The organism is Pseudomonas sp. PVC-5-1 (assembly GCF_057444345.1).
In genome coordinates this window covers 5,680,262-5,704,296 of record NZ_CM172024.1, presented here as the reverse complement: position 1 = coordinate 5,704,296, position 24,035 = coordinate 5,680,262, and the positions used below count along the sequence as shown (strand labels likewise).

General features: G+C 61.3%; 23 protein-coding genes. 12 read left to right on the top strand and 11 right to left on the bottom strand.

Annotated features, from left to right (window positions below):
- The first annotated feature begins 121 nt into the window (after positions 1-121).
- From zigA to AC2T3R_RS26035, 3 genes are read left to right on the top strand one after another with little or no spacing between them, the layout of a single operon-like run.
- Positions 122-1,330, top strand: coding sequence for a zinc metallochaperone GTPase ZigA (gene zigA / locus AC2T3R_RS26045; RefSeq protein ID WP_486744450.1), 1,209 nt, complete (start codon positions 122-124; stop codon positions 1,328-1,330).
- Positions 1,327-1,953: a DUF1826 domain-containing protein gene (locus tag AC2T3R_RS26040; protein ID WP_486744449.1), complete on the top strand. Its 627-nt coding sequence runs from the start codon at positions 1,327-1,329 to the stop codon at positions 1,951-1,953. Before zigA ends, AC2T3R_RS26040 begins: the two co-directional genes overlap by 4 nt.
- A 40-nt stretch (positions 1,954-1,993) precedes the next feature.
- Entirely contained in the window at positions 1,994-2,965 is a 972-nt protein-coding gene (locus tag AC2T3R_RS26035; protein ID WP_486744448.1) for a CobW family GTP-binding protein, read from the top strand.
- Here AC2T3R_RS26035 and AC2T3R_RS26030 read toward each other — a convergent pair whose 3' ends face one another.
- Positions 2,966-3,358 carry a DUF3301 domain-containing protein gene (locus AC2T3R_RS26030; RefSeq protein WP_015272369.1) on the bottom strand — a complete coding sequence of 131 codons (393 nt, stop codon included), beginning with the start codon at positions 3,356-3,358 and terminating at the stop codon, positions 2,966-2,968.
- Between the two features lie 120 nt (positions 3,359-3,478).
- Between AC2T3R_RS26030 and pdxY the strand changes: the two genes are divergently transcribed.
- Positions 3,479-4,351, top strand: a complete 873-nt coding sequence (gene pdxY / locus AC2T3R_RS26025) for a pyridoxal kinase PdxY (protein ID WP_486744447.1) — start codon at positions 3,479-3,481, stop codon at positions 4,349-4,351.
- On the opposite strand, the gene AC2T3R_RS26020 is transcribed toward pdxY, so the two are convergent.
- A complete protein-coding gene (locus tag AC2T3R_RS26020) occupies positions 4,348-4,833 on the bottom strand; it encodes an acyl-CoA thioesterase (RefSeq protein ID WP_003260046.1) in 486 nt (161 codons plus the stop codon). The genes pdxY and AC2T3R_RS26020 overlap by 4 nt on opposite strands.
- Positions 4,834-5,176: 343 nt before the next feature.
- On the opposite strand from AC2T3R_RS26020, the gene AC2T3R_RS26015 reads away from it, so the two are divergent.
- On the top strand, positions 5,177-6,937 hold the full coding sequence (locus tag AC2T3R_RS26015) for a cation:proton antiporter (protein WP_013974844.1): 1,761 nt from the start codon (positions 5,177-5,179) through the stop codon (positions 6,935-6,937).
- A 211-nt stretch (positions 6,938-7,148) separates the two neighbouring features.
- Here AC2T3R_RS26015 and AC2T3R_RS26010 read toward each other — a convergent pair whose 3' ends face one another.
- The 5 genes from AC2T3R_RS26010 to zwf form a co-directional block, all read right to left on the bottom strand.
- Positions 7,149-7,556, bottom strand: coding sequence for an SMI1/KNR4 family protein (locus AC2T3R_RS26010; RefSeq protein ID WP_013974843.1), 408 nt, complete (start codon positions 7,554-7,556; stop codon positions 7,149-7,151).
- Positions 7,557-7,670: 114 nt separating this feature from the next.
- The gene (locus AC2T3R_RS26005) at positions 7,671-8,525 is read right to left on the bottom strand and encodes a Tim44 domain-containing protein (RefSeq protein WP_003260050.1); all 855 of its coding nucleotides are present in this window, start codon (positions 8,523-8,525) and stop codon (positions 7,671-7,673) included.
- Positions 8,526-8,780: 255 nt separating this feature from the next.
- Positions 8,781-10,967 (bottom strand): DNA helicase II, encoded by a 2,187-nt coding sequence (gene uvrD, locus AC2T3R_RS26000; protein WP_486744446.1) that lies wholly within the window; start codon positions 10,965-10,967, stop codon positions 8,781-8,783.
- Positions 10,968-11,097: 130 nt separating this feature from the next.
- Positions 11,098-11,412, bottom strand: a complete 315-nt coding sequence (locus AC2T3R_RS25995; protein ID WP_486744445.1) for a hypothetical protein — start codon at positions 11,410-11,412, stop codon at positions 11,098-11,100.
- Between the two features lie 87 nt (positions 11,413-11,499).
- Entirely contained in the window at positions 11,500-12,942 is a 1,443-nt protein-coding gene (zwf, locus tag AC2T3R_RS25990) for a glucose-6-phosphate dehydrogenase (RefSeq protein ID WP_410951438.1), read from the bottom strand.
- 103 nt (positions 12,943-13,045) lie between these two features.
- Between zwf and hexR the strand changes: the two genes are divergently transcribed.
- Positions 13,046-13,912 carry a transcriptional regulator HexR gene (hexR, locus tag AC2T3R_RS25985; protein WP_011536461.1) on the top strand — a complete coding sequence of 289 codons (867 nt, stop codon included), beginning with the start codon at positions 13,046-13,048 and terminating at the stop codon, positions 13,910-13,912.
- 215 nt (positions 13,913-14,127) lie between these two features.
- Positions 14,128-14,346, top strand: a complete 219-nt coding sequence (locus AC2T3R_RS25980) for a PA3496 family putative envelope integrity protein (protein ID WP_080563834.1) — start codon at positions 14,128-14,130, stop codon at positions 14,344-14,346.
- On the opposite strand, the gene AC2T3R_RS25975 is transcribed toward AC2T3R_RS25980, so the two are convergent.
- Positions 14,288-15,250, bottom strand: coding sequence for a LysR family transcriptional regulator (locus tag AC2T3R_RS25975; protein WP_269806119.1), 963 nt, complete (start codon positions 15,248-15,250; stop codon positions 14,288-14,290). The two genes, AC2T3R_RS25980 and AC2T3R_RS25975, sit on opposite strands and share 59 nt — an antisense overlap.
- Before the next feature lie 189 nt (positions 15,251-15,439).
- On the opposite strand from AC2T3R_RS25975, the gene AC2T3R_RS25970 reads away from it, so the two are divergent.
- From AC2T3R_RS25970 to AC2T3R_RS25955, 4 genes are all read left to right on the top strand, one after another.
- The gene (locus tag AC2T3R_RS25970; RefSeq protein WP_013974837.1) at positions 15,440-16,855 is read left to right on the top strand and encodes an acetyl-CoA carboxylase biotin carboxylase subunit; all 1,416 of its coding nucleotides are present in this window, start codon (positions 15,440-15,442) and stop codon (positions 16,853-16,855) included.
- Positions 16,856-16,866: 11 nt separating this feature from the next.
- Positions 16,867-18,675, top strand: coding sequence for a sodium-extruding oxaloacetate decarboxylase subunit alpha (oadA, locus tag AC2T3R_RS25965; RefSeq protein ID WP_232881303.1), 1,809 nt, complete (start codon positions 16,867-16,869; stop codon positions 18,673-18,675).
- Positions 18,676-18,861: 186 nt separating this feature from the next.
- On the top strand, positions 18,862-20,187 hold the full coding sequence (locus tag AC2T3R_RS25960) for a type II toxin-antitoxin system HipA family toxin (protein WP_410951439.1): 1,326 nt from the start codon (positions 18,862-18,864) through the stop codon (positions 20,185-20,187).
- Positions 20,184-20,462 carry a helix-turn-helix domain-containing protein gene (locus AC2T3R_RS25955; protein WP_025341142.1) on the top strand — a complete coding sequence of 93 codons (279 nt, stop codon included), beginning with the start codon at positions 20,184-20,186 and terminating at the stop codon, positions 20,460-20,462. The genes AC2T3R_RS25960 and AC2T3R_RS25955 overlap by 4 nt, the downstream gene beginning before the upstream one ends.
- A gap of 149 nt (positions 20,463-20,611) precedes the next feature.
- On the opposite strand, the gene AC2T3R_RS25950 is transcribed toward AC2T3R_RS25955, so the two are convergent.
- The 3 genes from AC2T3R_RS25950 to AC2T3R_RS25940 are packed head-to-tail and all read right to left on the bottom strand — an operon-like array spanning position 20,612 to position 22,379.
- Positions 20,612-21,283, bottom strand: a complete 672-nt coding sequence (locus AC2T3R_RS25950) for a GNAT family N-acetyltransferase (protein WP_486744444.1) — start codon at positions 21,281-21,283, stop codon at positions 20,612-20,614.
- Positions 21,284-21,291: 8 nt separating this feature from the next.
- Positions 21,292-21,738, bottom strand: coding sequence for a GNAT family N-acetyltransferase (locus AC2T3R_RS25945; protein ID WP_061304772.1), 447 nt, complete (start codon positions 21,736-21,738; stop codon positions 21,292-21,294).
- A gap of 11 nt (positions 21,739-21,749) precedes the next feature.
- Entirely contained in the window at positions 21,750-22,379 is a 630-nt protein-coding gene (locus tag AC2T3R_RS25940; protein WP_486744443.1) for an FMN-binding negative transcriptional regulator, read from the bottom strand.
- A 90-nt stretch (positions 22,380-22,469) separates the two neighbouring features.
- On the opposite strand from AC2T3R_RS25940, the gene pdxR reads away from it, so the two are divergent.
- Complete coding sequence (gene pdxR / locus AC2T3R_RS25935) at positions 22,470-24,014, top strand: MocR-like pyridoxine biosynthesis transcription factor PdxR (RefSeq protein ID WP_486744442.1); 1,545 nt, start codon at positions 22,470-22,472, stop codon at positions 24,012-24,014.
- The last annotated feature ends 21 nt before the right edge of the window (positions 24,015-24,035 follow it).

Sequence of the window (24,035 nt, the reverse complement as noted above, 5' to 3'; positions counted from 1 at the left end):
GGTTCACTTTTCCTCCCGGTGGGTACTCATTCGTCACGAACGGCTTGGCGAAATTGTATTGTTACTTTATAACATTGTGCAATGCATCGTTTCGAATGCGCTCGCCTGAAGAGGTTTCGCCATGTCCAACCGTCTCCCTGTCACCGTGCTATCCGGCTTCCTTGGCGCCGGCAAGAGCACCTTGCTCAACCATGTGCTGCGTAACCGCGACAACCTGCGAGTCGCGGTCATCGTCAATGACATGAGCGAAATCAACATCGATGCGAGCGAGGTGCAGCGCAACGTAAGCCTCAACCGTGCCGAGGAGAAGCTGGTGGAGATGAGCAATGGCTGCATCTGCTGCACGCTGCGTGAAGACCTGCTCGAGGAAGTGGCGCGGCTGGCTGAAGAAGGGCGTTTCGATTATTTGCTGATCGAGTCCACGGGGATCTCGGAGCCACTGCCTGTGGCCGAGACCTTCACCTTCCGCGACGAACAGGGCCGTAGCCTGTCCGACATGGCGCGCCTGGACACCATGGTCACTGTGGTCGATGGCCTGAACTTCCTGCGTGATTACCAGGCAGCAGACAGCCTGGCCAGCCGTGGCGAAACCCTGGGTGAAGAGGAGGAGCGCTCAATCAGTGACTTGCTGATCGAGCAGATCGAGTTCGCCGATGTACTGTTGCTGAGCAAGATCGACCTGATCAGCCAGCACGAGCGCGAAGAGCTCATGGCCATTCTGCGCAGCCTCAATGCTCGGGCGCAGATCGTGCCCATGGTCATGGGCCAGGTACAGCTGGACCGCATCCTCGACACCGGCCTGTTCGACTTCGACCAGGCCGCCCAGGCACCGGGCTGGCTGCAAGAGTTGCGCGGCGAGCATGTGCCGGAAACCGAAGAGTATGGCATTGCCGCCACCACCTGGCAGGCCCGGCGCCCCTTTCATCCACAGCGCTTTTTCGACTTTATCCACAAGCCCTGGAGCAATGGGCGCCTGCTGCGTTCGAAAGGTTTTTTCTGGCTGGCCAGCAAATACCAGGAAGCCGGAAGCTGGTCGCAGGCAGGCGGCATGATGCGCCATGGCTTGGCGGGCCGCTGGTGGCGTTTCGTGCCGCGCGAGCAGTGGCCACAGGATGTGGATAACACCACCGCGATCTTGAAGAACTGGGTTGCCGAGAGCGGTGACTGCCGCCAGGAACTGGTGTTCATCGGGCAGAATATTGACTTCGAAGAATTATCCACAGCACTCGATGCATGCCTTTTGACCGATCAGGAAATGGAATTGGGGCACATGGGCTGGTTGCGCCTGCCCGATCCGTTCGGTCCATGGCATGAGGAGGCCGCAGCATGAACCCTGCATGCAAGCCTGTGGATATTTTCCAGGTATTTGGCGAGACACCGCAGGTGCTGACCGATGTGCTGCAGGATGGCGTAAACCTGGCGGTATGGCGCCGACGTTTGCCGCCGCAACTGGAGGACTTTGCCGCGCTGGTGGTCAGCCTCGGCCAGCCCTTGGCAGACCAGCGCGTCATCGATGTGGACGAGCGGCACATGCCGGTATTCACCGAACTCTTGCGCGAAGCGGCCGATTTGCACGGCTATGAGGCATTCGTGGCGGATGTGGCCTGGCTGGTGGCGGCCTATACCTGCCTGGTGGGTGCGCAGCGGGTAGGTTTGCGCCTGCGGGTACTGACAGGCCCGATGTGCCCGCGCTTCCATGTGGATAACGTTCCGCTGCGTCTGCTCACTACCTACGCAGGCCCAGGTAGCGAGTGGTTGAAAGAGGACGCGAGCCCTCGTGGTAACTTACACACAGCAATAATTCCTGTGGATAACGTTCAGTACTTGCAAGCTGGCGATGTGGCGGTGCTCAAAGGTGAAAAGTGGCAGGGCAACGAAGGTGCGGGCCTGGTGCATCGGTCGCCATCGGGGCAGCAGGGGCGCCTGCTGCTCAGCCTTGACTGGCTGGCCTGACGGCGCATAGTGAGGCATCGCCATCGCCCGAAGCCTCCCCATGCTGCAGAACATTCCCACCCATGTGATTGCCGGCCCACTGGGGGTCGGCAAGACCACCTTGATCCGTCATCTGTTGGCCCAGCGTCCGGCCAATGAGCGCTGGGCTGTATTGATCAATGAGTTCGGCCTGGTAGGCCTGGATGCGGCCCTGCTCGGCCGTGACGAAGACGGTATCGCCATAGGCGAGGTCGCAGGTGGCTGCCTGTGCTGCGTCAATGGCATGCCGTTCCAGGTGGGCCTGGGCCGACTGCTGCGCAAATCCCGCCCTGACCGGCTGTTCATCGAGCCGTCCGGACTGGGTCATCCCTTGCAGTTGCTTGCTCAGTTGCAAAAAGCCCCTTGGGCTGGAGTGCTGACAATACAGCCATTGCTGATGGTCGTGGACGCGCAGTCGATGGTCCGGAACGAGCAGCTTCCGAAGGCTCAACAGCAGGCGTTCGATGCTGCTGAAAGCGTTGTCTTGAACAAATCAGAGGCTGTGGATGAATACTCTAAACTGTTGATAACTAATAAATTTTATGGGAAGAGAATATTCTGGAGCGTCCAAGGGAAGCTGCCCTTGTCGGACCTTCCGGCTGTACCCCATGGCATTGTCGGCAGCTCGCTTGTGGATAACAGGATTGTCGACAATCTTGTAAATCCACCGGCAGCGCTATGGGCAGACCCCGGGCAGCCGATCTGTCTTGCACAGCAGGGAGAGGGGGGTTGGAGCATCGGCTGGCGCTGGCACCCTGGCCAGCAGTTTTATCCACAGCGGCTGCAGGCGTTCTTGCGGGCTTGGCCGTGGCGGCGCGCGAAAGGGGTTATCCACAGCGTGGAGGGCTGGCAATCATTCAATGGCCTGAATGGGGACATGCCCGCCTGGCAGCCCAGCGACTGGCGCAGGGATACGCGTATCGAGCTGATTTTCGACCAGCCGCAATCGCAATCCGCGCTGCAGGCCGGGTTGAGCGAATGTCGTGTCAACTGATCAGTTGCGCCAGCGGTTGTGCTCCTGGCGCCACTGCTGCATCTCGATGACATTGTCGGTGCGCGGTGGGGTCTTGATCTCGAACGGGTAGGGCGCCAGTTCAATCTGCACGCTGTGGGCGCCGAACTGGGTCACGGTACCGGGGTGGCGCTGTTCGCCCGTGACGGTGAACTCGAAGGCGTAGACGCGCGCCAGGCGCTTGCGGCCGTTGGCGTCACGGACAAAGGCGATACGCTTGAGTGCGACCGCGTCGTCGAGCAGTTCGAGGTCGAGCTTGGCGCAATGCTGTTTGACCCGCTCCAGGGCTTTCTCGCGCAACCCGTGGTTGTGCCACAACCAGGCGCCTGCCGTGGCGACCAGCATCAGGACGAAGAGGTTTTCCAGGGTCAACATTTGCGTATGCTCCAAACAGGTCGATCCAGCTTAACTGCGTCCCTGGCCTGTCGTACAGGTGGCAATCGAGTTCATACTGCGTTGCGCACAATCCCTGAAACAGCTTTGGAAACCTCCCGCATGAAACGTACCCCGCACCTGCTCGCCATCCAGTCCCACGTGGTGTTCGGCCACGCCGGCAACAGCGCCGCGGTGTTTCCCATGCAGCGTATCGGGGTCAATGTGTGGCCGCTCAATACCGTGCAGTTCTCCAATCACACACAGTATGGCCAGTGGGCGGGTGAAGTGCTTGCCCCTGCGCAAATTCCTGCGTTGGTGGAAGGCATTTCCAACATCGGCGAGCTGGGCCATTGCGACGCGGTGCTGTCCGGTTACCTGGGCAGTGCCGAACAAGGTCGGGCGATTCTGGCCGGCGTCGAGCGGATCAAGGCGGTTAACCCAAAGGCTTTGTACCTGTGCGACCCGGTCATGGGGCACCCGGAGAAGGGTTGCATCGTGCCAATGGAAGTCAGCGAATTCCTGCTCGACGAGGCGGTTGCCAAGGCTGACATCCTGTGCCCCAACCAGCTGGAGCTGGACAGCTTCTGTGGGCGCCGAGCGCAGTCGCTGGAGGACTGCGTAAACATGGCGCGCAGCCTGTTGCAGCGCGGGCCGCAGGTGGTGCTGGTCAAGCACCTTGCCTACCCCGGGCGCGCCGAGGACCAGTTCGAGATGCTGCTGGTGACCGCCGAGCAAAGCTGGCACCTGCGCCGCCCGCTGCTGGCGTTCCCGCGGCAGCCGGTAGGGGTGGGTGACCTGACCTCAGGCCTGTTCCTGGCCCGCGTCCTACTCGGCGACAGCTGGGTGCAGGCGTTCGAATTCACCGCTGCGGCCGTACACGAAGTGCTGCTCGAAACCCAGGCCTGCTCCAGCTATGAACTGCAACTGGTGCGGGCCCAGGACCGCATTGCGCACCCAAGGGTACGCTTCGAGGCACAGCTGCTGGCGCTTTAAATCGCGTCGGTTTTCAGGTCCTGGTAGCGCTTTTCCAGCTCCTGGCGGATCTGTCGGCGCTGCTGGCCCTGCAGGAAACGGCGCTTTTCTTCACTGCTTTGCGGCTGGCGCGGCGGCACCTGCACCGGGCGACGGTTGTCGTCGACCGCGACCATGGTGAAGAAGCAGCTGTTGGAATGGCGCACCGAGCGCTCGCGGATGTTCTCGGTCACCACCTTGATGCCTACCTCCATCGAGGTGTTGCCGGTGTAGTTGACCGACGCCAGGAAGGTCACAAGTTCACCCACGTGCACCGGCTCACGGAAGATCACCTGGTCGACCGACAGGGTGACTACATAGCTGCCGGCATAGCGGCTGGCGCACGCATAGGCCACTTCGTCGAGGTACTTGAGCAGGGTGCCGCCATGTACGTTGCCAGAAAAGTTGGCCATGTCCGGGGTCATCAGGACGGTCATGCTCAGCTGGGCGTTTCCAGGTTCCATAGTGTGCTCACGGTGAGGTTGCGCGGAATCGGGCGAATGGGGGGCATTATCTGCAGACACTTCTGTTCCCCTCTTTTGAATTTGCCTTCCTGGTACGGGACGTTGGCTGACGCTCCATCGTCACGCCGATCATGCCATCAGCGGCGCTTTTCCAGCCGATCTGTTTCTGCATATTGCACCGCCTCTTTGCGGCGGGGTGCGATGTTAACCTGACTGCACCCATGCAACATGGGCTTTTCCTGCATTCCAAACAGTATGTACTTGCTGCTCGCTCAGGGTTTCCTTGGCAGAGGAGCGGTCTGCCCAGGCATCCAGCAACGGACGAGAAAAGGAGTATCACGCCATGCATGCCATCAGCTTCATCCAGGACCTGGCAGTCATCATGCTGGTTGCTGGCGTGGTCACCATTCTCTTTCACCGCCTCAAGCAGCCTGTGGTGCTGGGCTACATCGTCGCCGGCTTCATCATCGGCCCGCACACCCCACCGTTCGGCCTGATCCACGATGAAGACACCATCAAGACCCTCGCCGAGCTGGGGGTGATCTTCCTGATGTTCTGCCTGGGGCTCGAATTCAGCCTGCGCAAGCTGTTCAAGGTAGGCGCCACGGCGTTCATCGCGGCGTTCCTGGAAATCGTGCTGATGATCTGGATCGGCTTCGAGATTGGCCGCTGGTTCGGCTGGAACACCATGGATTCGCTGTTCCTCGGCGCCATCCTGGCGATTTCCTCGACCACCATCATCGTCAAGGCGCTCAACGACCTGAAGATGAAGAACGAGCGTTTCGCCCAGCTGATATTCGGCGTGCTGATCGTCGAGGACATCCTCGGTATCGGCATCATCGCCCTGCTGTCGGGCATCGCCGTCAGCGGCACGGTCAGCTCGGGCGAGGTGTTCTCCACTGTCGGCAAGCTGTCGCTGTTCATGATCGTCGCGCTGGTCATCGGCATCCTGCTGGTGCCGCGCCTGCTGGCCTACGTGGCCAAGTTCGAAAGCAACGAGATGCTGCTGATAACCGTATTGGGCCTGTGCTTCGGCTTCTGCCTGCTGGTGGTGAAGCTCGAGTACAGCATGGTGCTTGGCGCCTTCCTGATTGGCGCGATCATGGCCGAATCGCGCCAGTTGCTGAAGATCGAGAGCCTGATCGAACCGGTACGCGACCTGTTCAGCGCCATCTTCTTCGTCGCCATCGGCCTGATGATCGACCCCCAGGTGCTGATCGACTACGCCTGGCCAATCGTGGTCATTACCCTGGCGGTGGTGTTGGGCAAGATGTTGTCGTGTGGCATGGGCGCGTTCATTGCAGGCAATGACGGGCGCACATCGCTGCGGGTGGGCATGGGGCTTTCGCAGATTGGCGAGTTTTCCTTCATCATCGCCGCGCTGGGCATGACTCTGCAGGTGACCAGCGACTTCCTCTACCCGGTGGCTGTGGCGGTATCGGCAATCACCACGCTGCTGACACCCTACCTGATCCGTGCCGCCGACCCGCTGTCGCTCAAGCTGGGCAAGGTGGTGCCCAGCCGCCTGGCGCGGGTGTTGTCGTTGTATGGCGAATGGTTGCGGAGCATCCAGCCGCAAGGCGAGAGCGCCATGCTCGCGGCGATGATCCGGCGCATCCTGTTGCAGGTTGGGGTGAACCTGGCGCTGGTGATCGCCATCTTCTTCAGTGGTGGCTATTTCGCCGAGCGGATCGGCAACTGGCTCAGCGAGTGGGTCAGCGATACCAGCCAACAGAAAGCGCTGATCTGGGGCGCAGCGCTATTGCTGTCGCTGCCATTCCTGATTGCCGCCTATCGAAAGCTCAAGGCGCTGTCGATGCTGCTGGCAGAAATGGGCGTCAAACCGGAAACGGCCGGACGGCATACTCAGCGCGTGCGCCGAGTTATTGCCGAGGTGATCCCGTTGTTGTCGCTGCTGGTGATTTTCCTGCTGCTGTCGGCGCTGTCGGCGAGCATTCTGCCCACCAGCGAACTGCTGTTGGTGATTGCCGTGGTGGCTGCGGTGGTGGTGGCCTTGCTGTGGCGCTGGTTTATCCGCGTGCATACGCGCATGCAGATTGCCTTGCTGGAGACGCTGGAGAACAGCCGCGAGAATACGCACTGAAGAGGGCAATGCTCCCTGCGCAAGATTTCACCGTCGTCCGAGGGGATGGAGCGGTAGCGATGTCGCCATGCGCAGAAAGCCTGGCGATTTTAACTGTATAGATGGCACTAGGCCATAATTCTCTGTCTCAGATCGGAGAACTCAATTCGTAAGCGCGACGCTCCCACAGGACCCTGCTAAATCAATCAGGGCCTGGGCAATGGAATAGAGATCAGCTCTCCAGCCAGACATCCCGCGCCCAGTGCCACACCGATTCCCAGCTGTCTTCACCGACGATTTCCTCTTCGGCATCCCACAGCACCACGGTGCCATCCTCTTCGACGCAGTAGTAGTTGTCGCCGTCCTGGCACAGTGGAATCAGGTCACGCGGTACGCCGGCATCCCAGGCGTTGGCGGCGACGTCGGGCAGGTAGGTATGTGACTGTGGGTCGGTAACGGTCACCGGCTCCAGTGAGCCATACACCACGTCACTGACGGTCAGCAGGAACTCTTTGAACACGAACGGAATGTTAATGAACAGCTCTTCTTCGATTTCGACCAGCAGGTCCTCGTCGGGAAGCTCAAGGGGCACCGGCACTGGCTCGTTGGCTTCACGGAGTTGTTCGATCACTTCTTCCACGGTTCACTTCCTCTGACCTAGATGACAACGCTGCGCGTTATACCCTAGTAGGCCACTCTGGCAAAAGCAAAAACCCCGGGACAGGCCCGGGGTTTTTTGTGCAGCACGCAGCGGTTAGCCGTTTTGACGGATACCGGCCACCAGCCAAGGCTGGTTTTCGCCCTGGGCGCGAACCATGTGCCAGCTTTCGCTGAACACTTCGCCCTGGTCGAAGCGCGAGTTTTTCGACACGCCACGGAAGGTCAGGGTGGCGTCGGTACGGTCGGCGCGGTCGTCGACACCGTCCAGCTGCACCTCGAGGTTGTCGATGTAGGTGGACTGGAAGCCATCACCCAGTTCGGCGCGCTCGCGCTTGAGGAACTCGAGCATCTGCGGGGTGACGAACTCGGCGATCTTGTCCATCTCGTTGGCGTCCCAGTGCTGCTGCAGCGCCTGGAAGTGGTTACGGGCAGCAGCCAGGAAGTTCTGCTCGTTGAACCAGGCCGGGGCGTTGATCACCGGGGCGGCTGCGGCAGCAGGTGCGGCCGAACCACCGAAGATCGACGGCTGGGCAGGCTGCGCGTGAGTTTCACGCTGCATCGGCGCATGGCCCGGCATGGCCATTTGCGGCTGCTGCTGGCGACGGCGCGCGGCGATGAAGCGGAACACCAGGAAGGCGATGAGCGCCACGATCAGGAAGTCCATGATCTGGAAGCCTTCGAAACCGTCGCCCATGAACATGGAAGCCAGCAGGCCACCGGCGGCGAGGCCGGCCAGAGGGCCCAGCCAGCGCGAAGCACCGCTGGCGGCCGGAGCGGCACGGCCAGGTGCGGTCGGCGCGGCGGCAGGCGTGGTTGGCGTGGCCTGGCGGGTCTGGTGAATAGGCGCGGAGCCCGAGCTCTTGCCGCCGCCAAAACGCTTGGCGTTGGCGTCCAGGCTCAGCGTCAGGCCGACGCAGAGCGCCAGAGCGATGCTAAGAAAACGTTGCATAAGTGGGATATCCCCTGTTGTGGATTGCACGCGCGTCATGGTGCACAGGTTCCCGGGCACATGACCAGCGACATAATGTTTCGAGCTTTTGCCTGAATGTTACAAGGTGCTTATGACGGACCTGTAGGGGCGGCCTTGTGTCGCGAAAGGGCTGCGAAGCAGCCCTAAGATATCAGCGTCAACGCCATGATTGTGGGGCCGCTTTGCGGCCCTATCGCGACACAAGGCCGCTCCTACAAGGGACCGCGCAGGCTTTCAGATGGCCTCGAGCTTGGCATACCCCAGCATCAGCCACTTGCTCCCTTCGGCAAAATTCACCTGCACACGCGCCTGGGCGCCGGAGCCCTCGAAGTTGAGGATCACACCCTCGCCAAACACCGCGTGCTGCACACGTTGGCCAAGGTTGAACGCGGTCTGCGGAATGCTGGCATTGGCGAACAGGTTGCTGTTCGTGGCCGTCTTGGCCCCGCCGAACGGTCGGCTGACGCTGTTGGACAGGCGCACTTCCTGAACCAGGCCTGCCGGAATTTCGCGTACGAAACGTGACACCTTGTTGTAGGTCTCGCTGCCATACAGGCGACGCGTTTCGGCGTAGGTCATGACCAGCTGGCGCATGGCGCGGGTGATACCCACATAAGCCAGGCGGCGTTCCTCTTCCAGGCGGCCAGGCTCTTCCAGGCTCATCTTGTGCGGGAACAGGCCTTCTTCCATGCCCACCAGGAACACATACGGAAACTCCAGGCCCTTGGCACTGTGCAAGGTCATCAACTGGACGCTGTCTTCATGCTCGTCGGCCTGTGTATCGCCTGCTTCGAGCGAGGCGTGGCCAAGGAATGCCGAGAGAGGCGAGAGGTCGGCGTCTTCGTCGGTAGACTCGAAGTTGCGCGCTGCGCTGACCAGTTCCTCAAGGTTTTCTACCCGTGCCTGGCCCTTCTCACCCTTTTCTTCCTGGTGGTAGATGATCAGCCCGGACTGCTCGATGGTGGTCTGGGTCATGGTATGCAGTGGCATGTCCACGACCTTGGCCGCCAACCCCTCGATCAGCTCGATGAACGCACCCAGGGCACTGGCCGCGCGGCCTTTCAGGGCTTTGGCGGCGAGCAGCTGGCACATGGCCTCCCACATCGACACCTGGCTGTGGCGGGCGTGCTCGCGGATGGCTTCGACGGTTTTTTCGCCAATGCCACGTGGCGGCACGTTGATCACCCGCTCCAGGGCTGCATCGTTGCCACGGCCTTCGATCAGCCGCAGGTAAGCCATGGCGTTCTTGATTTCGGCGCGCTCGAAGAAGCGCTGGCCACCGTAGATGCGGTAGGGGATGCGTTCGCGCAGCAGGGCTTCTTCCAGCACCCGCGACTGGGCGTTGGAACGGTACAGTATGGCGATCTCGTTGCGCGCATTGCCCTTCTTGACCAGGCTCTCGATGGTTTCCACCACGTAGCGCGCTTCGTCGTGCTCGTTGTAGGCCGCATACAGGGTCAGCGGTTCGCCTTCACCCATGTCGGTCCACAGCTCTTTGCCCAGGCGCCCGCTGTTGTTGGCGATCAGCGCGTTCGCCGCCTTGAGGATGCCACCGGTGGAGCGGTAGTTCTGCTCCAGGCGGATCATCTCGGCGTCGGGGAAGTCGGCAGTGTACTGGTGAATGTTCTCGATCTTGGCACCGCGCCAGCCGTAGATCGACTGGTCGTCATCGCCCACCGCCATCAGGCTGTCACCGCCGCGCGCCAGCAGGCGCAGCCAGGCGTACTGCACGGCGTTGGTATCCTGGAACTCGTCCACCAGCACGTGGCGGAAGCGCCGCTGGTAGTGCTCCAGCAGGCCCGGGTGGTCGCGCCACAAGTCCAGGGCGCGCAGCAGCAGCTCGGAGAAGTCGATGACCTCGGCGCGCTCGCAGGCCTGCTCATAGGCGGTATAGACGTCGCGCATGGTCGACAGGAACAGGTCGCCCCCGGCCTGGATATGCTGTGGACGCAGGCCTTCGTCCTTTTGCCCGTTGATGAACCACTGGGCCTGGCGTGCCGGCCATTTCTGCTCGTCCAGGCCCAACTCGCGCATCACCCGCTTGATCAGGCGCTGCTGGTCGTCGCTGTCGAGGATCTGGAAGTTCTGCACCAGCCTCGCTTCCTGCCAATGGGCCCGCAGCAGGCGATGGGCCAGGCCGTGGAAGGTGCCGACCCACATGCCCGCCGGGTTGATACCCAGCAGTTGCTCGATACGCTGGCGCATTTCTGCCGCGGCCTTGTTGGTGAAGGTCACCGACAGGATCGAGTGCGGCGATGCCTGCTCCACCTGGATCAGCCAGGCAATGCGGTGCACCAGCACGCGGGTTTTACCGGAACCGGCGCCAGCAAGCACCAGTTGACGCCCTAGCGTGGCCGCTACGGCCTGGCGTTGGGCATCGTTGAGGGAATTCAGCAGGAGGGAGAGGTCGTCTGTGCGCATCGGGCCATTCTAGGGCGCGGCAGGAAATGGGGCAAACCTCTACTGTATAAATATTCACCTGCAACATGCCCGTTCATCGAGCCGATGGAAGGTGCCAGGCCACCGCTCGGGCGACCTGGCCGGCAGCGGCTCAGTCAATCGCCTCGATGGTACGAATTTCGCAGCGCTGCGAACCGTCTGCATGAATGATCTCCACGGTTTTCCAGCCAGTGCCGCCTGCACGCTCGAAAGCCACGGTTTTTTCCGTCAGCACCTGCGGAGTGATTGCGCCGCTATCCAGAAGTTGAAGCTGAAGCACTTCCCAGCCACCCCTGTGGCGCAGCTTGGGTTCGACCAGCACCGGTTCTATGGCCGGGGAGGCGACCGTAACGGTGCCGTGAACCCTGAAAACCTGCTTGCCGTGGGCGATGTCGTTGATTGCAACGAGGTTGGTGATAATGGCCATTGTCTGCTCCTGTCTCGGGTTGAAAGTAGCGCCAGTGCGCTGGGCTACTTTCTGCCCTTTGGCCTGCCAGGGGAGCAGGGCAGTGCTTCAGCTATGCCAGTGCCTGCCGTGCCTGGCGAGCAGGCTGTTGGCTTGCTCTGGCCCATTACAGCCTGCCGGGTACGGTCGCGGCGCCTGGAAGTGCTCTTCACAGCCCTTGATGATCGGGTCGATCCAGGCCCAGGCCGCTTCCACTTCATCGCGGCGCATGAACAGCGTCGAGTCGCCCTCCAGCACATCCAGCAGCAGGCGCTCGTAGGCGTCCCAGCGGCGGGTCTGGCTGAACACCTGGGCCAGGTTCAGGTCCAGGTCCACAGGTTCCAGGCGCATGCCCTTGCCTGGGCTCTTGGTCATCATTCGCAGGCTGATGCGTTCGTCCGGTTGCAGCTGAATCAGCAGCTGGTTGACCTGGCCACCATTGAAAAGCTCGTGGGGCACCGGCTTGAACTGGATGACGATCTGCGATGAGCGCCGTGCCATGCGCTTGCCGGTTCGCAGGTAGAAGGGCACGCCCGCCCAGCGCCAATTGTCGATGTGCGCCTCGATGGCGATGAAGGTTTCGGTGTCGCTGTCGTTGTCGACGTCCTTTTCGAAGTAATAAGCCGGCACTTCCTGGCCGCCGATGCGCCCGGCGCCATACTGGCCGCGTACGGTCTTGTCCTGCACGTCCTGGCCAGTGATGGGCTTGAGGGCTCGCAGGATCTTCACTTTCTCGTCACGCACCGCTTCGGCCTCGAACTGCGCGGGGGGCTCCATGGCCACCAGGCATAGCAGCTGAAGCAGGTGGTTCTGCAACATGTCGCGGGTCGCCCCGGCGCGGTCGTAGTAGGCACCACGGTTCTCTACACCCAGGGTCTCGCAAACGCTGATCTGCACGTGATCAACCTGGTTGTTGCGCCACACCGGCTCCAGCAGGGCGTTGGCAAAACGCAGGGCCATGAGGTTCTGCACGGTTTCCTTGCCCAGGTAGTGGTCGATGCGAAATACCTGGTTTTCCTCCAGCACTGCGCCAATCGCTTCGTTGATGGCGGTAGCCGATTCCAGCGAGTGGCCGATCGGCTTTTCCAGCACGATGCGCGCCTCAGTGTCTGCCAGGCCGGCGTTATGCAGGTGCTTGGCAATCGGCACGAACAGATTGGGGGCGGTGGCCAGGTAGAAGATGCGCGTCAAGCCGCCGGGTTCGCCCAGGTAGCGCGCCAGGCGACCGAAGTCGGCGCTTTGCGAAGCATCCATGGCGAAATAGTCGACCCGCGCGGAAAACCGCTGCCAGACCTCTTCGTCGAAGTCGTTGCGGGCAATCTGTGCCCGGCAATGGCGTTCGGCGAGCTTGAGATAATCGTTACGTGGCAAGTTGCGTCGTGCCAGCGCGATGATCCGCACGGCGTTGTTCAGACGGGCCTCGCGAAACAGGTGGTAGAGCGCCGGAAGCAATTTGTGCAGGGCCAGATCGCCGGTGCCGCCGAAGACCAGAATGTCGCAAGGAATAGTCAAACCACCACTCTCCACGTTCGTTTAACTGGGCGGGTTGGCGTCCATGTAGTATAACTACAAGAAAGCTACAACCCGGCCAGCCGATCATAACCGAGTCCAGCCTGTGAATCTGTTGCAACATATCGCCCAATCGCGCCACCTGCTGCGCAAATCGGAACTCAAGGTAGCCGACCACGTGCTGCTCGACCCGGCTGCCGTCATGCACAGCTCCATGGCCGATCTGGCGCACAGCGTGGGTATCAGCGAACCGACCATCGTGCGTTTCTGCCGCGCGATCGGTTGCTCGGGCTTCCAGGACCTGAAGCTGAAGCTGGCGCAGAGCCTGGCTGCGGGGGCGAGTTTCGGCCAGTTCGCCATCCATGAAGACGACTCGGTCGCCGACTACAGCCTGAAGATCTTCGACACCACGCTGCACACCCTGATGGAAGTGCGCGAGCACCTCGACCCACAAGCGCTGCAGCAGGCGGTGACTGCCATGGCCCAGGCGCAGCGTGTGGAGTTCTATGGCTTTGGTGCCTCCGGTGCGGTGGCGGCCGATGCTCAGCACAAATTCTTCCGTCTGTTGCTCAGCGCGGCAGCCTATTCCGACCCGCACATGCAGGCGATGTCGGCGGTGACCCTGAAGCCGGGTGATGTGGCGGTATGCATTTCCCAGTCGGGCCGCTCCAAGGACCTGCTGATTACCGCCAACCTGGTCCGTGAGAGCGGCGCCAACCTGATTACCCTGTGCCCAAGCCAGACACCGCTGGCGGAGCTATCGACGGTAAACCTGGCGATCGATGTGCATGAAGACACCGAAATCTACACCCCGCTGACCTCTCGTATCGCCCACCTGGTGGTGATCGACGTGCTGGCCATGGGCGTAGCCATGGCGCGCGGGCCGAGCCTGGTCAACCACCTGAAGAGCGTGAAGCGCAGCTTGCGCAGCCTGCGCTTGTCGCCCAAGTCGATCAAGGCTACCGACGACTGATCTGCATTGCCTGTGCTGGCCCTATCGCCGGCAAGCCGGGCTCCCACACAGTCACCACAGGCCTCGAGTCCTGTGGAGTACCTGTGGGAGCTGGCTTGCCGGCGATAGGGCCAGCACAGACAGCAAAAATTCACTGTTTTGTCACCATTCCACAGCCAAACCGTAAACCACTCAAGCCAGTCTGAAACTCCCGCATCCTATCTGGGAGACAGGCAATGGCTCGTGACTTCGACGGTACGTACCAACCCAGCGCCAAGGCTCGCAAGCAGCAGGAAAAGGATCAGCGCCGCATGGAATACCGCCGCGCGATCGAAAGCTATTGCGACCAACGTCAACTGCTCCGCGAACTAGTGGACTACCCCGAACTGCAAGAGCTCACGGTCTGGCAGGCGTCGGCAGCAGCTTCCCCGAAAAACGCTCAACCAGCGCGCTGATCAGCGCACGTTCGCTGCGGATGAATGCCAGAAAGGCCAAGGCCACCGGCGACTGCCGTTTGGCCTTGGACTGCACCACGCACCAGCTGCGGTACAGCGGCAGTTCTTCCACCGGCAGCTCCCTCAATACACCGGTAGCCAGCTCCAGGTTGACCGCATGGCGGGTAAGCATGGCAATGCCCAGCCCGGCAATTACGCACTCGCGCTGGGCGTCGGCCGAGGCCACCTCCAGGGTCTGGGTGAAATGCACGCGCTTGTCCTTGAAGTATTCCTCGCAAGCCTTGCGCGTGCCCGAACCCTGTTCGCGGACCAGCAGGGTATGAGGCTCCAGGTCCTGCAGGCGCAGTTGCTCCAGTTTGCACAGCGGGTGCTCGGGCGGTGCCACCGCGACAATCGGGTTGTTGAGGAACGGCAGAAAATCCAGGCCCATGTCCTGCGGCACCATGGACATGATGATCAGGTCGTCGCGGTTGTCCGACAGGCGGCGGATGGCCTGGGCGCGATTGACCACCGTCAGGGTCAGGTTGACCTCCGGATGACGCTGCTTGAAGGCCGCGAACAGGTGTGGCACGAAGTACTTGGCACTGGACTCGATCGCCAGTTTCAACTGCCCCTGCAATGAGCCCTGCATGTCCGAAAGCTGCATGTCCAGGCTCTCCAGGCGCCCGAAGATATCGCGGCTGGCGCGTTGCAGGGCCTCGGCAGCTTCGGTCAGGTAAAGCTTCTTGCCCACGTACTCGAACAGCGGCTGACCGATCAGCTCTTCGAGCTGACGGATCTGTAGACTAACGGCGGGTTGCGTAAGCGCCATCTCTTCCGCCGCACGGCTGTATGAACGCAAATCGCACACCTCGTTGAAGATCTGCAGTTGACGCAAAGTCATACGCATCAAGGACTTACGCATTTTTATCCGCCCTTCGGCAACACCTTGTTACCGCACTATAAGCTTTTGCTAATACAGCCCCTAACAAATATTGATTTTTGTTTATCAACCTACAGCGCTAGGGTGAATGTGCGACTGGCCAGCAACGTCTGGTCACGCGCCGACCGGGAGAACCGGCTCGACTGTTCCTACGGCTTTGGGAAGACTCCAGTGATAAAAAAAATCCTGATCGCCAACCGAGGTGAAATTGCAGTTCGGATCGTGCGTGCGTGCGCCGAAATGGGCATTCGCTCGGTGGCGATCTATTCCGACGCCGACCGCCATGCGTTGCACGTCAAGCGCGCCGATGAAGCCCACAGCATTGGTGCCGAGCCGCTGGCCGGTTACCTGAACCCGCGCAAGCTGGTGAACCTGGCTGTGGAAACCGGCTGTGATGCCCTGCACCCAGGTTATGGTTTCCTGTCGGAAAATGCTGAACTGGCAGAGATTTGCGCCGAGCGCGGGATCAAGTTCATCGGCCCGGCCGCCGAGGTCATCCGCCGCATGGGCGACAAGACCGAAGCGCGTCGCACCATGATCGCCGCTGGTGTGCCGGTAACCCCGGGTACAGAAGGCAACGTTGCCGATATACACGAAGCCCTGAGCGAAGGTGACCGCATCGGTTACCCGGTCATGCTCAAGGCCACCTCTGGTGGTGGCGGCCGTGGTATTCGCCGTTGCAACAGCCGTGAAGAACTGGAACAGAATTTCCCCCGCGTCATCTCCGAGGCTACCAAGGCCTTTGGTTCTGCGGAAGTGTTCCTGGAAAAGTGCATCGTCAACCCCAAGCACATCGAGGCGCAGATCCTCGGTGACAGCTTTGGCAACGTCGTGCACCTGTTCGAGCGCGACTGCTCGATCCAGCGCCGCAACCAGAAACTCATCGAAATCGCCCCGAGCCCTCAGCTCACCCCCGAACAGCGCGCCTACATCGGCGACCTGGCGGTGCGTGCGGCCAAGGCGGTGAACTACGAGAACGCCGGTACCGTGGAGTTCCTGCTCGCCGATGGCGAGGTGTACTTCATGGAAATGAACACCCGGGTGCAGGTGGAACACACCATCACCGAGGAAATCACCGGTATCGACATCGTCCGTGAGCAGATCCGCATTGCCTCGGGCCTGCCGCTGTCGGTCAAGCAGGAAGACATCCAGCACCGCGGTTACGCGCTGCAGTTCCGCATCAACGCCGAAGATCCGAAGAACAACTTCCTGCCCAGCTTCGGCAAGATCACCCGTTACTACGCACCCGGCGGCCCAGGCGTGCGTACCGACACGGCGATCTACACCGGCTACACCATCCCGCCGTTCTACGACTCCATGTGCCTGAAACTGGTGGTGTGGGCGTTGACCTGGGAAGAAGCCATGGACCGCGGCCTGCGGGCCCTGGACGACATGCGCGTGCAAGGGGTGAAGACCACCGCCGCGTACTACCAGGAAATCCTGCGCAATCCGGAATTCCGTAGCGGCCAGTTCAACACCAGCTTCGTCGAAAGCCACCCGGAACTGACCAATTACTCGATCAAGCGCAAACCCGAAGAGCTGGCCCTGGCCATCGCCGCCGCCATCGCCGCCCACGCAGGCCTGTGAGGAACCCCATAATGTCCAAGAAAATTCACGTAACCGACACGATCCTGCGCGACGCCCACCAGTCCCTGCTGGCCACCCGCATGCGTACCGAAGACATGCTGCCGATCTGCGATAAGCTCGACAAGGTCGGCTACTGGTCGCTGGAAGTCTGGGGTGGCGCCACCTTCGACGCCTGCGTGCGCTTCCTCAAGGAAGACCCGTGGGAGCGCCTGCGCAAACTGCGCGCAGCGCTGCCCAACACCCGCCTGCAAATGCTGCTGCGCGGCCAGAACCTGCTGGGCTACCGCCACTACAGCGACGACGTGGTCAAGGCGTTCGTCGCCAAGGCCGCGGTCAACGGTATCGACGTATTCCGTATCTTCGATGCCATGAACGATGTGCGTAACCTGCGCGTGGCCATTGAAGCGGTCAAGGCTGCCGGCAAGCACGCTCAGGGCACCATCGCCTACACCACCAGCCCGGTGCACACCATCGAAGCCTTCGTGAACCAGGCCAAGCAGATGGAAGCCATGGGTTGCGACTCGGTGGCGATCAAGGACATGGCCGGCCTGCTGACCCCGTTCGCCACCGGCGAACTGGTCAAGGCGTTGAAGGCCGAGCAGTCGCTGCCGGTGTTCATCCACTCCCACGACACTGCCGGCCTGGCCGCAATGTGCCAGCTGAAGGCTGTGGAAAACGGCGCCGATCACATCGACACCGCCATCTCCAGCTTCGCCTGGGGCACCAGCCACCCAGGTACCGAGTCGATGGTTGCCGCGCTCAAGGGCAGCGAATTCGACACTGGCCTGGACCTGGAGCTGCTGCAGGAAATCGGCCTGTACTTCTATGCCGTACGCAAGAAGTACCACCAGTTCGAAAGCGAGTTCACCGCCGTGGACACTCGCGTGCAGGTCAACCAGGTACCGGGCGGCATGATTTCCAACCTGGCCAACCAGCTCAAGGAGCAGGGCGCCCTCAACCGCATGAACGAAGTGCTGGCTGAGATCCCGCGCGTGCGTGAAGACCTCGGCTTCCCACCGCTGGTAACCCCGACCTCGCAGATCGTCGGTACCCAGGCGTTCTTCAACGTGCTGGCCGGCGAGCGCTACAAGACCATCACCAACGAGGTGAAGCTGTACCTGCAAGGCGGTTACGGCAAGGCTCCGGGCGTGGTCAACGAGCAGCTGCGCCGTCAGGCGATCGGCAGCGAAGAAGTGATCGACGTGCGCCCGGCCGACCTGCTGAAGCCGGAAATGGCCAAGCTGCGTGCCGATATCGGCGCCCTGGCCCGTTGCGAAGAAGACGTGCTGACTTTCGCCATGTTCCCGGACATTGGCCGCAAGTTCCTCGAAGAACGCGAAGCCGGCACCCTGACCCCTGAAGTCCTGTTGCCAATTCCAGAAGCGGGCGCAGTGGCGTCCCATAGCGGTGAAGGCGTACCGACCGAGTTCGTCATCGACGTGCACGGCGAAACCTACCGCGTCGACATCACCGGTGTGGGCGTGAAGGCCGAAGGCAAGCGCCACTTCTACCTGTCGATCGACGGCATGCCGGAAGAAGTGGTGTTCGAGCCGCTCAACGAATTCGTCGGCGGCGGCAGCAGCAAGCGCAAGCAGGCCAGTGCCCCGGGCCACGTCAGCACCACCATGCCAGGCAACATCGTCGATGTGCTGGTCAAGGAAGGCGACATGGTCAAGACCGGCCAGGCCGTGCTGATCACCGAAGCCATGAAGATGGAGACCGAAGTGCAGGCGGGTATCGCTGGCAAGGTCGTGGCCATCCACGTGGCCAAGGGCGACCGTGTGACTCCGGGCGAGATCCTGATCGAGATCGAGGGCTGAGATAAGCCCTCATCTACAAGCGGTTTACCTCTGGGGAGCGGATGCTCCCCTTTTTTTGTGCATTAAAATGCATTCAGGCCTGGGGTTGGTATAATGTATGTGCAATAAAGTGCATACTCTATGTGCTTACTGAAAAGGTTAATGCACTATATTGCAGATTGTCTTAACAGCTGCAGCAGGTCACACATGTACCCGCTAACCCTTCAGGTCTTTGCAGACGGCATTTGGCAGGACGCTATGACGTTGACGTTCTTGCGGCCAGAACAAGGCTTTCATGGGCCGTGCGCCGTCGCCTATGAAGCGTCCTATGTCAGAGACAACCTTGATGCCTACCAGAGCTTTGCCGCCAAGGCGGTCAGTGCCCGGCTACCGGTAGACTTCGACAGCTTCATGCTCCCTGCTGCCCCTGCGTTCGTTCATGACATTGCGCCATCCGGTGCGGCCAAGCGCTTCCTCATGGCGCACATCGGCCAGGCAAAGCCCGACGGTGTCAGTGATGACATGTTTCTTTTGGCAAGGAGTACACCGGCGCCAGTAGGAAACATGCGCATCAAGGAATCCATGAACTATCTGGACACACGTGAGCCAATGGGCTTTGCCAGGCAGGATGTGATCTCTCGCGATCAACGTTTTCTTGAGTACGCCTACGAGCAAGGTGCTGCCATCGGTGGGGCTACGGGCGCGGGCGGTGAGGCACCCAAGCTACTGATGACGGAGGACCATGACGGTCTTCTCTATCCCGATGCTGCACTCGATGATGGGCAAGCCTGCCGGCACTGGTTCATCAAGTTCGCCCGCAATCAGGCCCTGAACAACGACCAGGATATCTTGCGGGCTGAATATCTGTACTACCGCGCATTGCAAGCCTTGGGCGTGGAGACTGTGGCGACGAACGACATGGCGTTGGAGGAGGGTACAAAGCCCAGCCTGTGGATGCGCCGCTTTGACCGCGAGATCAGCCCGCACGGTGTGCAACGGCTAGCGGTCGAGTCCATCTACTCGTTGTCAGGCATCACCCAGCCCGGTAGCCGGATGGACCATGGGGAAGTGCTGAGGAACCTGGCGGCGCTTTGGACACAAGCCGGGCAAGACCAACAGATCTATGACCTGATTGCCGACTACCTGCGCCGCGACCTTATCAACAAGGTTGTGGGTAATGCCGACAATCATGGGCGGAACATGGCGGTCATCCGTGGGGCCAACTCCGTCAGGTTGGCGCCCATTTATGATCTGGCGCCGATGGTGCTGGACGCGGAAGGTATTACACGGACTACCAAATGGGCGGCGGACATAGAGCGTGCTGGCGACATCGACTGGTGGGCAGCATGCACCAGCCTTGCCGATCTGATCGACCCGCAGCTGGCCTTTGACCGGTTACGGCAGGATGCCGCACGCCTGTTGGCTTTACCTGATCTGCTCAGTGCTGCGGGCTTGCCTGATGCCGTCATGAATCATCCAGCGGTCCACTTGAGGCTGCTTGAGCAACGAATGAAAGAGTGGAAATTGCTATGACGCTTACGCCCGAACAACGTGCCCAGGTAATCGACGATGTTCAACGAGGCATCGCCGATGGCACTTGGGAACTCGGTGCTGGAGTGAGGCATTTGCGGGTCACGGTGGCCAATCTGCAACAGGCTCAGTTTGCCAGGATGTGCAAGATTTCACTGCGCACGCTTATTCAGATCGAGCAAGGGGAAGGAAACCCGACACTCAAATCAATGAATGCCGTGTTTCGTCCTTTTGGTTTGCAAATGGGGGTTGTCAGGCGTCAGCGGAAGGTGATCTGAGCGCGCCCAACATCAGGTCTGTGTTGGGCTTGCCGGCCTCTTCGCGGGCTTGCCCGCTCCCACAGGTACACACCACCAGTCTCAAGACTTGTGGAAAACCTGTGGGAGCGGGCAAGCCCGCGAAGAGGCCGGTTGGCCCAGTGCAATTCTCAACCTTGGCGGCATGCCTCCAAGGTCTGCACCTGCCCCTCGGGCTTCTGGTTTTCCTCGCTCAACCACCGCTCGAACCCGGCAGCCACCGTCGGCCACTCATCATCGGTTATCGAGTACCACGCCGTATCCCGATTGTGATCCTTCACCACCAGGTGCTTGCGGAAAACCCCCTCGAACACAAAGCCAAACCGCTCCGCCGCGCGCCTGGAGCGGGCGTTGGCGTTGTTGCACTTCCACTCCAGCCGGCGGTTGCCCAGCTCGAAGCCCAGCTTGCCCAGCAAATACACCGCCTCGGTGCCCTTGGGCGTACGCTGCATGGCAGCGCCGAAGGCGATGTGGCCGATTTCGATGCGGCCGTGGTCGGGCACGATCGACATCAGGCTCAGGATGCCCTGGGCCTGGCCGCTGGTGCGGTCGATGACGGTGTAGAACAGCGGGTCGCGGCCGGCGGCGTTGCCTTCCAGCCAACGGTCGAAGGCGGCACGCTCGGCAAATGGGCCATAGGGCAAGTAGTCCCACAGTACCGGATCGGCAGCCGGGCCTTGCAACACCTCCCAGAGGTCGTCGCCATGTCGCGCCGGGTCAAGCTTTTCGAGGCGGATGAAACGGCCGTCGATAGGGTCGGCCTGTGGGACTGCGGCGGGTTTCCAGTTCAATGCGTCGGTCATGTTCGGCCTTAGAACTCTTTGCGGAATTGGATGAAGCCCGAGCGCTCGGCAACCTGTTGGTACAGGCTGATGGCGGTGGCGTTGGTCTCATGGGTCACCCAGTACACCTTGATGCAGTTGTCGGTCTTGGCTTGGGCGTAGACGTGCTCGATCAGCTGGCGGCCGATGCCCAGGCAGCGCTGCCCGCTTTCCACGTACAGGTCCTGCAGGTAGCAGGCGTTGCCAATGCTCCAGTTGGAACGATGGTAGATGAAGTTGACCATGCCCACCGCCTTGCCATCGACCCAGGCCAAGGCTGAATGGGTCGGTTCGTTTGGGTCGAGCAGGCGTTGCCAGGTGCTGAGGCTGACCTCATCGGCCAATTCGGATTCATAGAAGTGCAAGTAGGCCTGCCACAAGGCGAGCCAGGCAGCATGGTCTTGGGTGGTGACAGGACGCAGGGTAACGCTGGACATGGGCTATTCCTTCAGAGTTGGCGCATATGCGCCGCGAGTTGGTTATCCAGGTAATCGGGGCTGGCGCTAAGGCCTTCACGCACGCCGGCAATGTCTTGCTCAGAGCGGTTCTGGCTTAGCTTGCGCGCGCCTTGCAGGCGGGTGGTGGGCAAGCGAACACCGACTATGGCGCGGAGCATGCCATCAAGGTAATCACGCGGGGCGTCGGTGACTTTCCACGGTTCGCCGCGGCCTTGTTCGTGGCGCTCGGTCAGTCGGCTGACAATGGCCAGCAAGGGTTCGGCTTCGTGGATCACTTCGGCTGGGCCATAGGCGTGCACCGCCAGGTAGTTCCAGGTTGGCACCACCTTGGGGTTGTCGGTCTTGCTCGGGTAGTAACCGGGGCTGACATAGGCATCGGCGCCGGGGAACACCAGCAGGGCTTCGCCACCTTGCCCCAGGTCGTGCCATTGGGGGTTGGCCCGCGCCAGGTGGGCATAGACGGTGCCGAATTCGCCTTCGGCAATATCGACCAGCACTGGCAGGTGCGTGGCCAGCAGGCCTTGTTCGCCCTGGCTGACCAGGATGGCCTGGCGGGTGTCGAGCATGTGCTGGTGCAGGCGCCCGAGGTCGTGTTCCTGATGGGGTTTGCTGTTGTACATGCTCGGTTTCCTTGTGCGATGGCTCCATCCTAGGCAGGCTATTGGTTCATAGTAAGAGCCATTAACAGCTGTTTTTATAGGTCCAATGCCATGAGCGAGCGCCCCCTAGTGTTGCCTTTCGACCCTGCCGGGATCGACCTCGATCGCCGCCGCGGGCTCAGCCAGCAGCTGTACCAGGCGCTACGTGCGCGGGTGCTGGACGGGCGCCTGAGCAGTGGCACGCGGCTACCGGCCACTCGTGATCTGGCCGCCATGCTGGCGCTGTCACGCAATAGTGTGGTGCGGGCCTATGACCAGCTATATGCCGAGGGCTACATCGAAAGCCGGGTAGGCGACGGCACCTATGTCAGCCAGTTACCGAAACTCTCCACTGCAAAACTATCCACACAAGTATCCACAGGGTTATCCCGGGGGTTATCAACAGACTTATCCACATTCTCCTCAGAAAATACTGAGGATTTATCCAGCAAACGCTGTTCCAGCGAGCCTTTGCAGCGCCTGAAAAGTAACCATCTGCCGCCCCCAAGAAGCGGTGCACCGCGGGCTTTTCGCGTCGGTATTCCGGCGTTCGACCTGTTCCCGTTCGACGTCTGGGCCAAGCTGCAGGCGGGTTTCTGGCGCAACCCGGCTCCGGCGCAGTTGGGTTATGGTGACCCGGCAGGTGAGCCGCTGTTGCGCGAACTGATCGCGGCCTACCTGCGTCGCTCGCGTGGGCTGAGTTGTACCGCTGAACAAATTGTGATCACCAGTGGTGCACAGCAGGCCATCAGCCTTTGTGCACAGTTGCTGTTGCAGCCGGGCGACGGTGTGGCTGTGGAAAACCCGGGTTACCGCGCAGCCGGGCATGCCTTTGCGCTGGCCGGTGGCAGGTTATGTGGCGTGCCGGTGGACGAGGACGGCATGGACTGTCGCCGGCTTGGGCAACTGACGGATTGCCGGCTGGCCTATGTCACGCCAGCCCACCAGTACCCGACCGGGGTGACCATGAGCCTGGCGCGACGCCTGGAACTGCTGGCCTGGGCCGAGCGCAGCGAAGGCTGGATCATCGAAGACGACTACGACGGCGAGTATCGCTACAGCGGTGCGCCCTTGGCCCCGCTTGCGGCGCTCGACCGGCATGGGCGGGTACTGTACGTCGGTACCTTCGGCAAGATCGCCTTTCCAGCGTTGCGCCTGGGCTACCTGGTACTGCCGCCGCAACTGGCGCAGGCGTTCAGCCAGGGCAGGGCGCTGGCGGTGCGGCATTCGGAGGTCAGTAGCCAGTGCGTTATGGCTGAGTTCATGGCCAGGGGGCACTTCCAGCGGCATATCCGGCGCATGCGCAAGGCAGCGTTGAGCCGGCGCAATGTGCTGAAGGCTGGCTGGCCTGTGGATATTCCGGGTTTGGGCGGCATGCCGGAGGTGGCGGCCGGGCTGCATGTGAAGGTCGATGTGGATAACTTTGCGCGGGAGCAGGAGCTGGTGGCCAAGGCTGAAGCGGTGGGGGTGGAGGTGACGCCGCTGAGCAATTTCTGGCTGGCGGACAGCGAGCAGCCTGTGGATAAGCGCGCAGGGCTGGTTCTGGGGTTTGCAGCGGTGCCGGAGGGGGAGATTGCCGAGGCTTTGATGCGCTTGCGCAAGGCCTGGAGGAAGTGAATAGGGCCGCTGGGCGGCCCA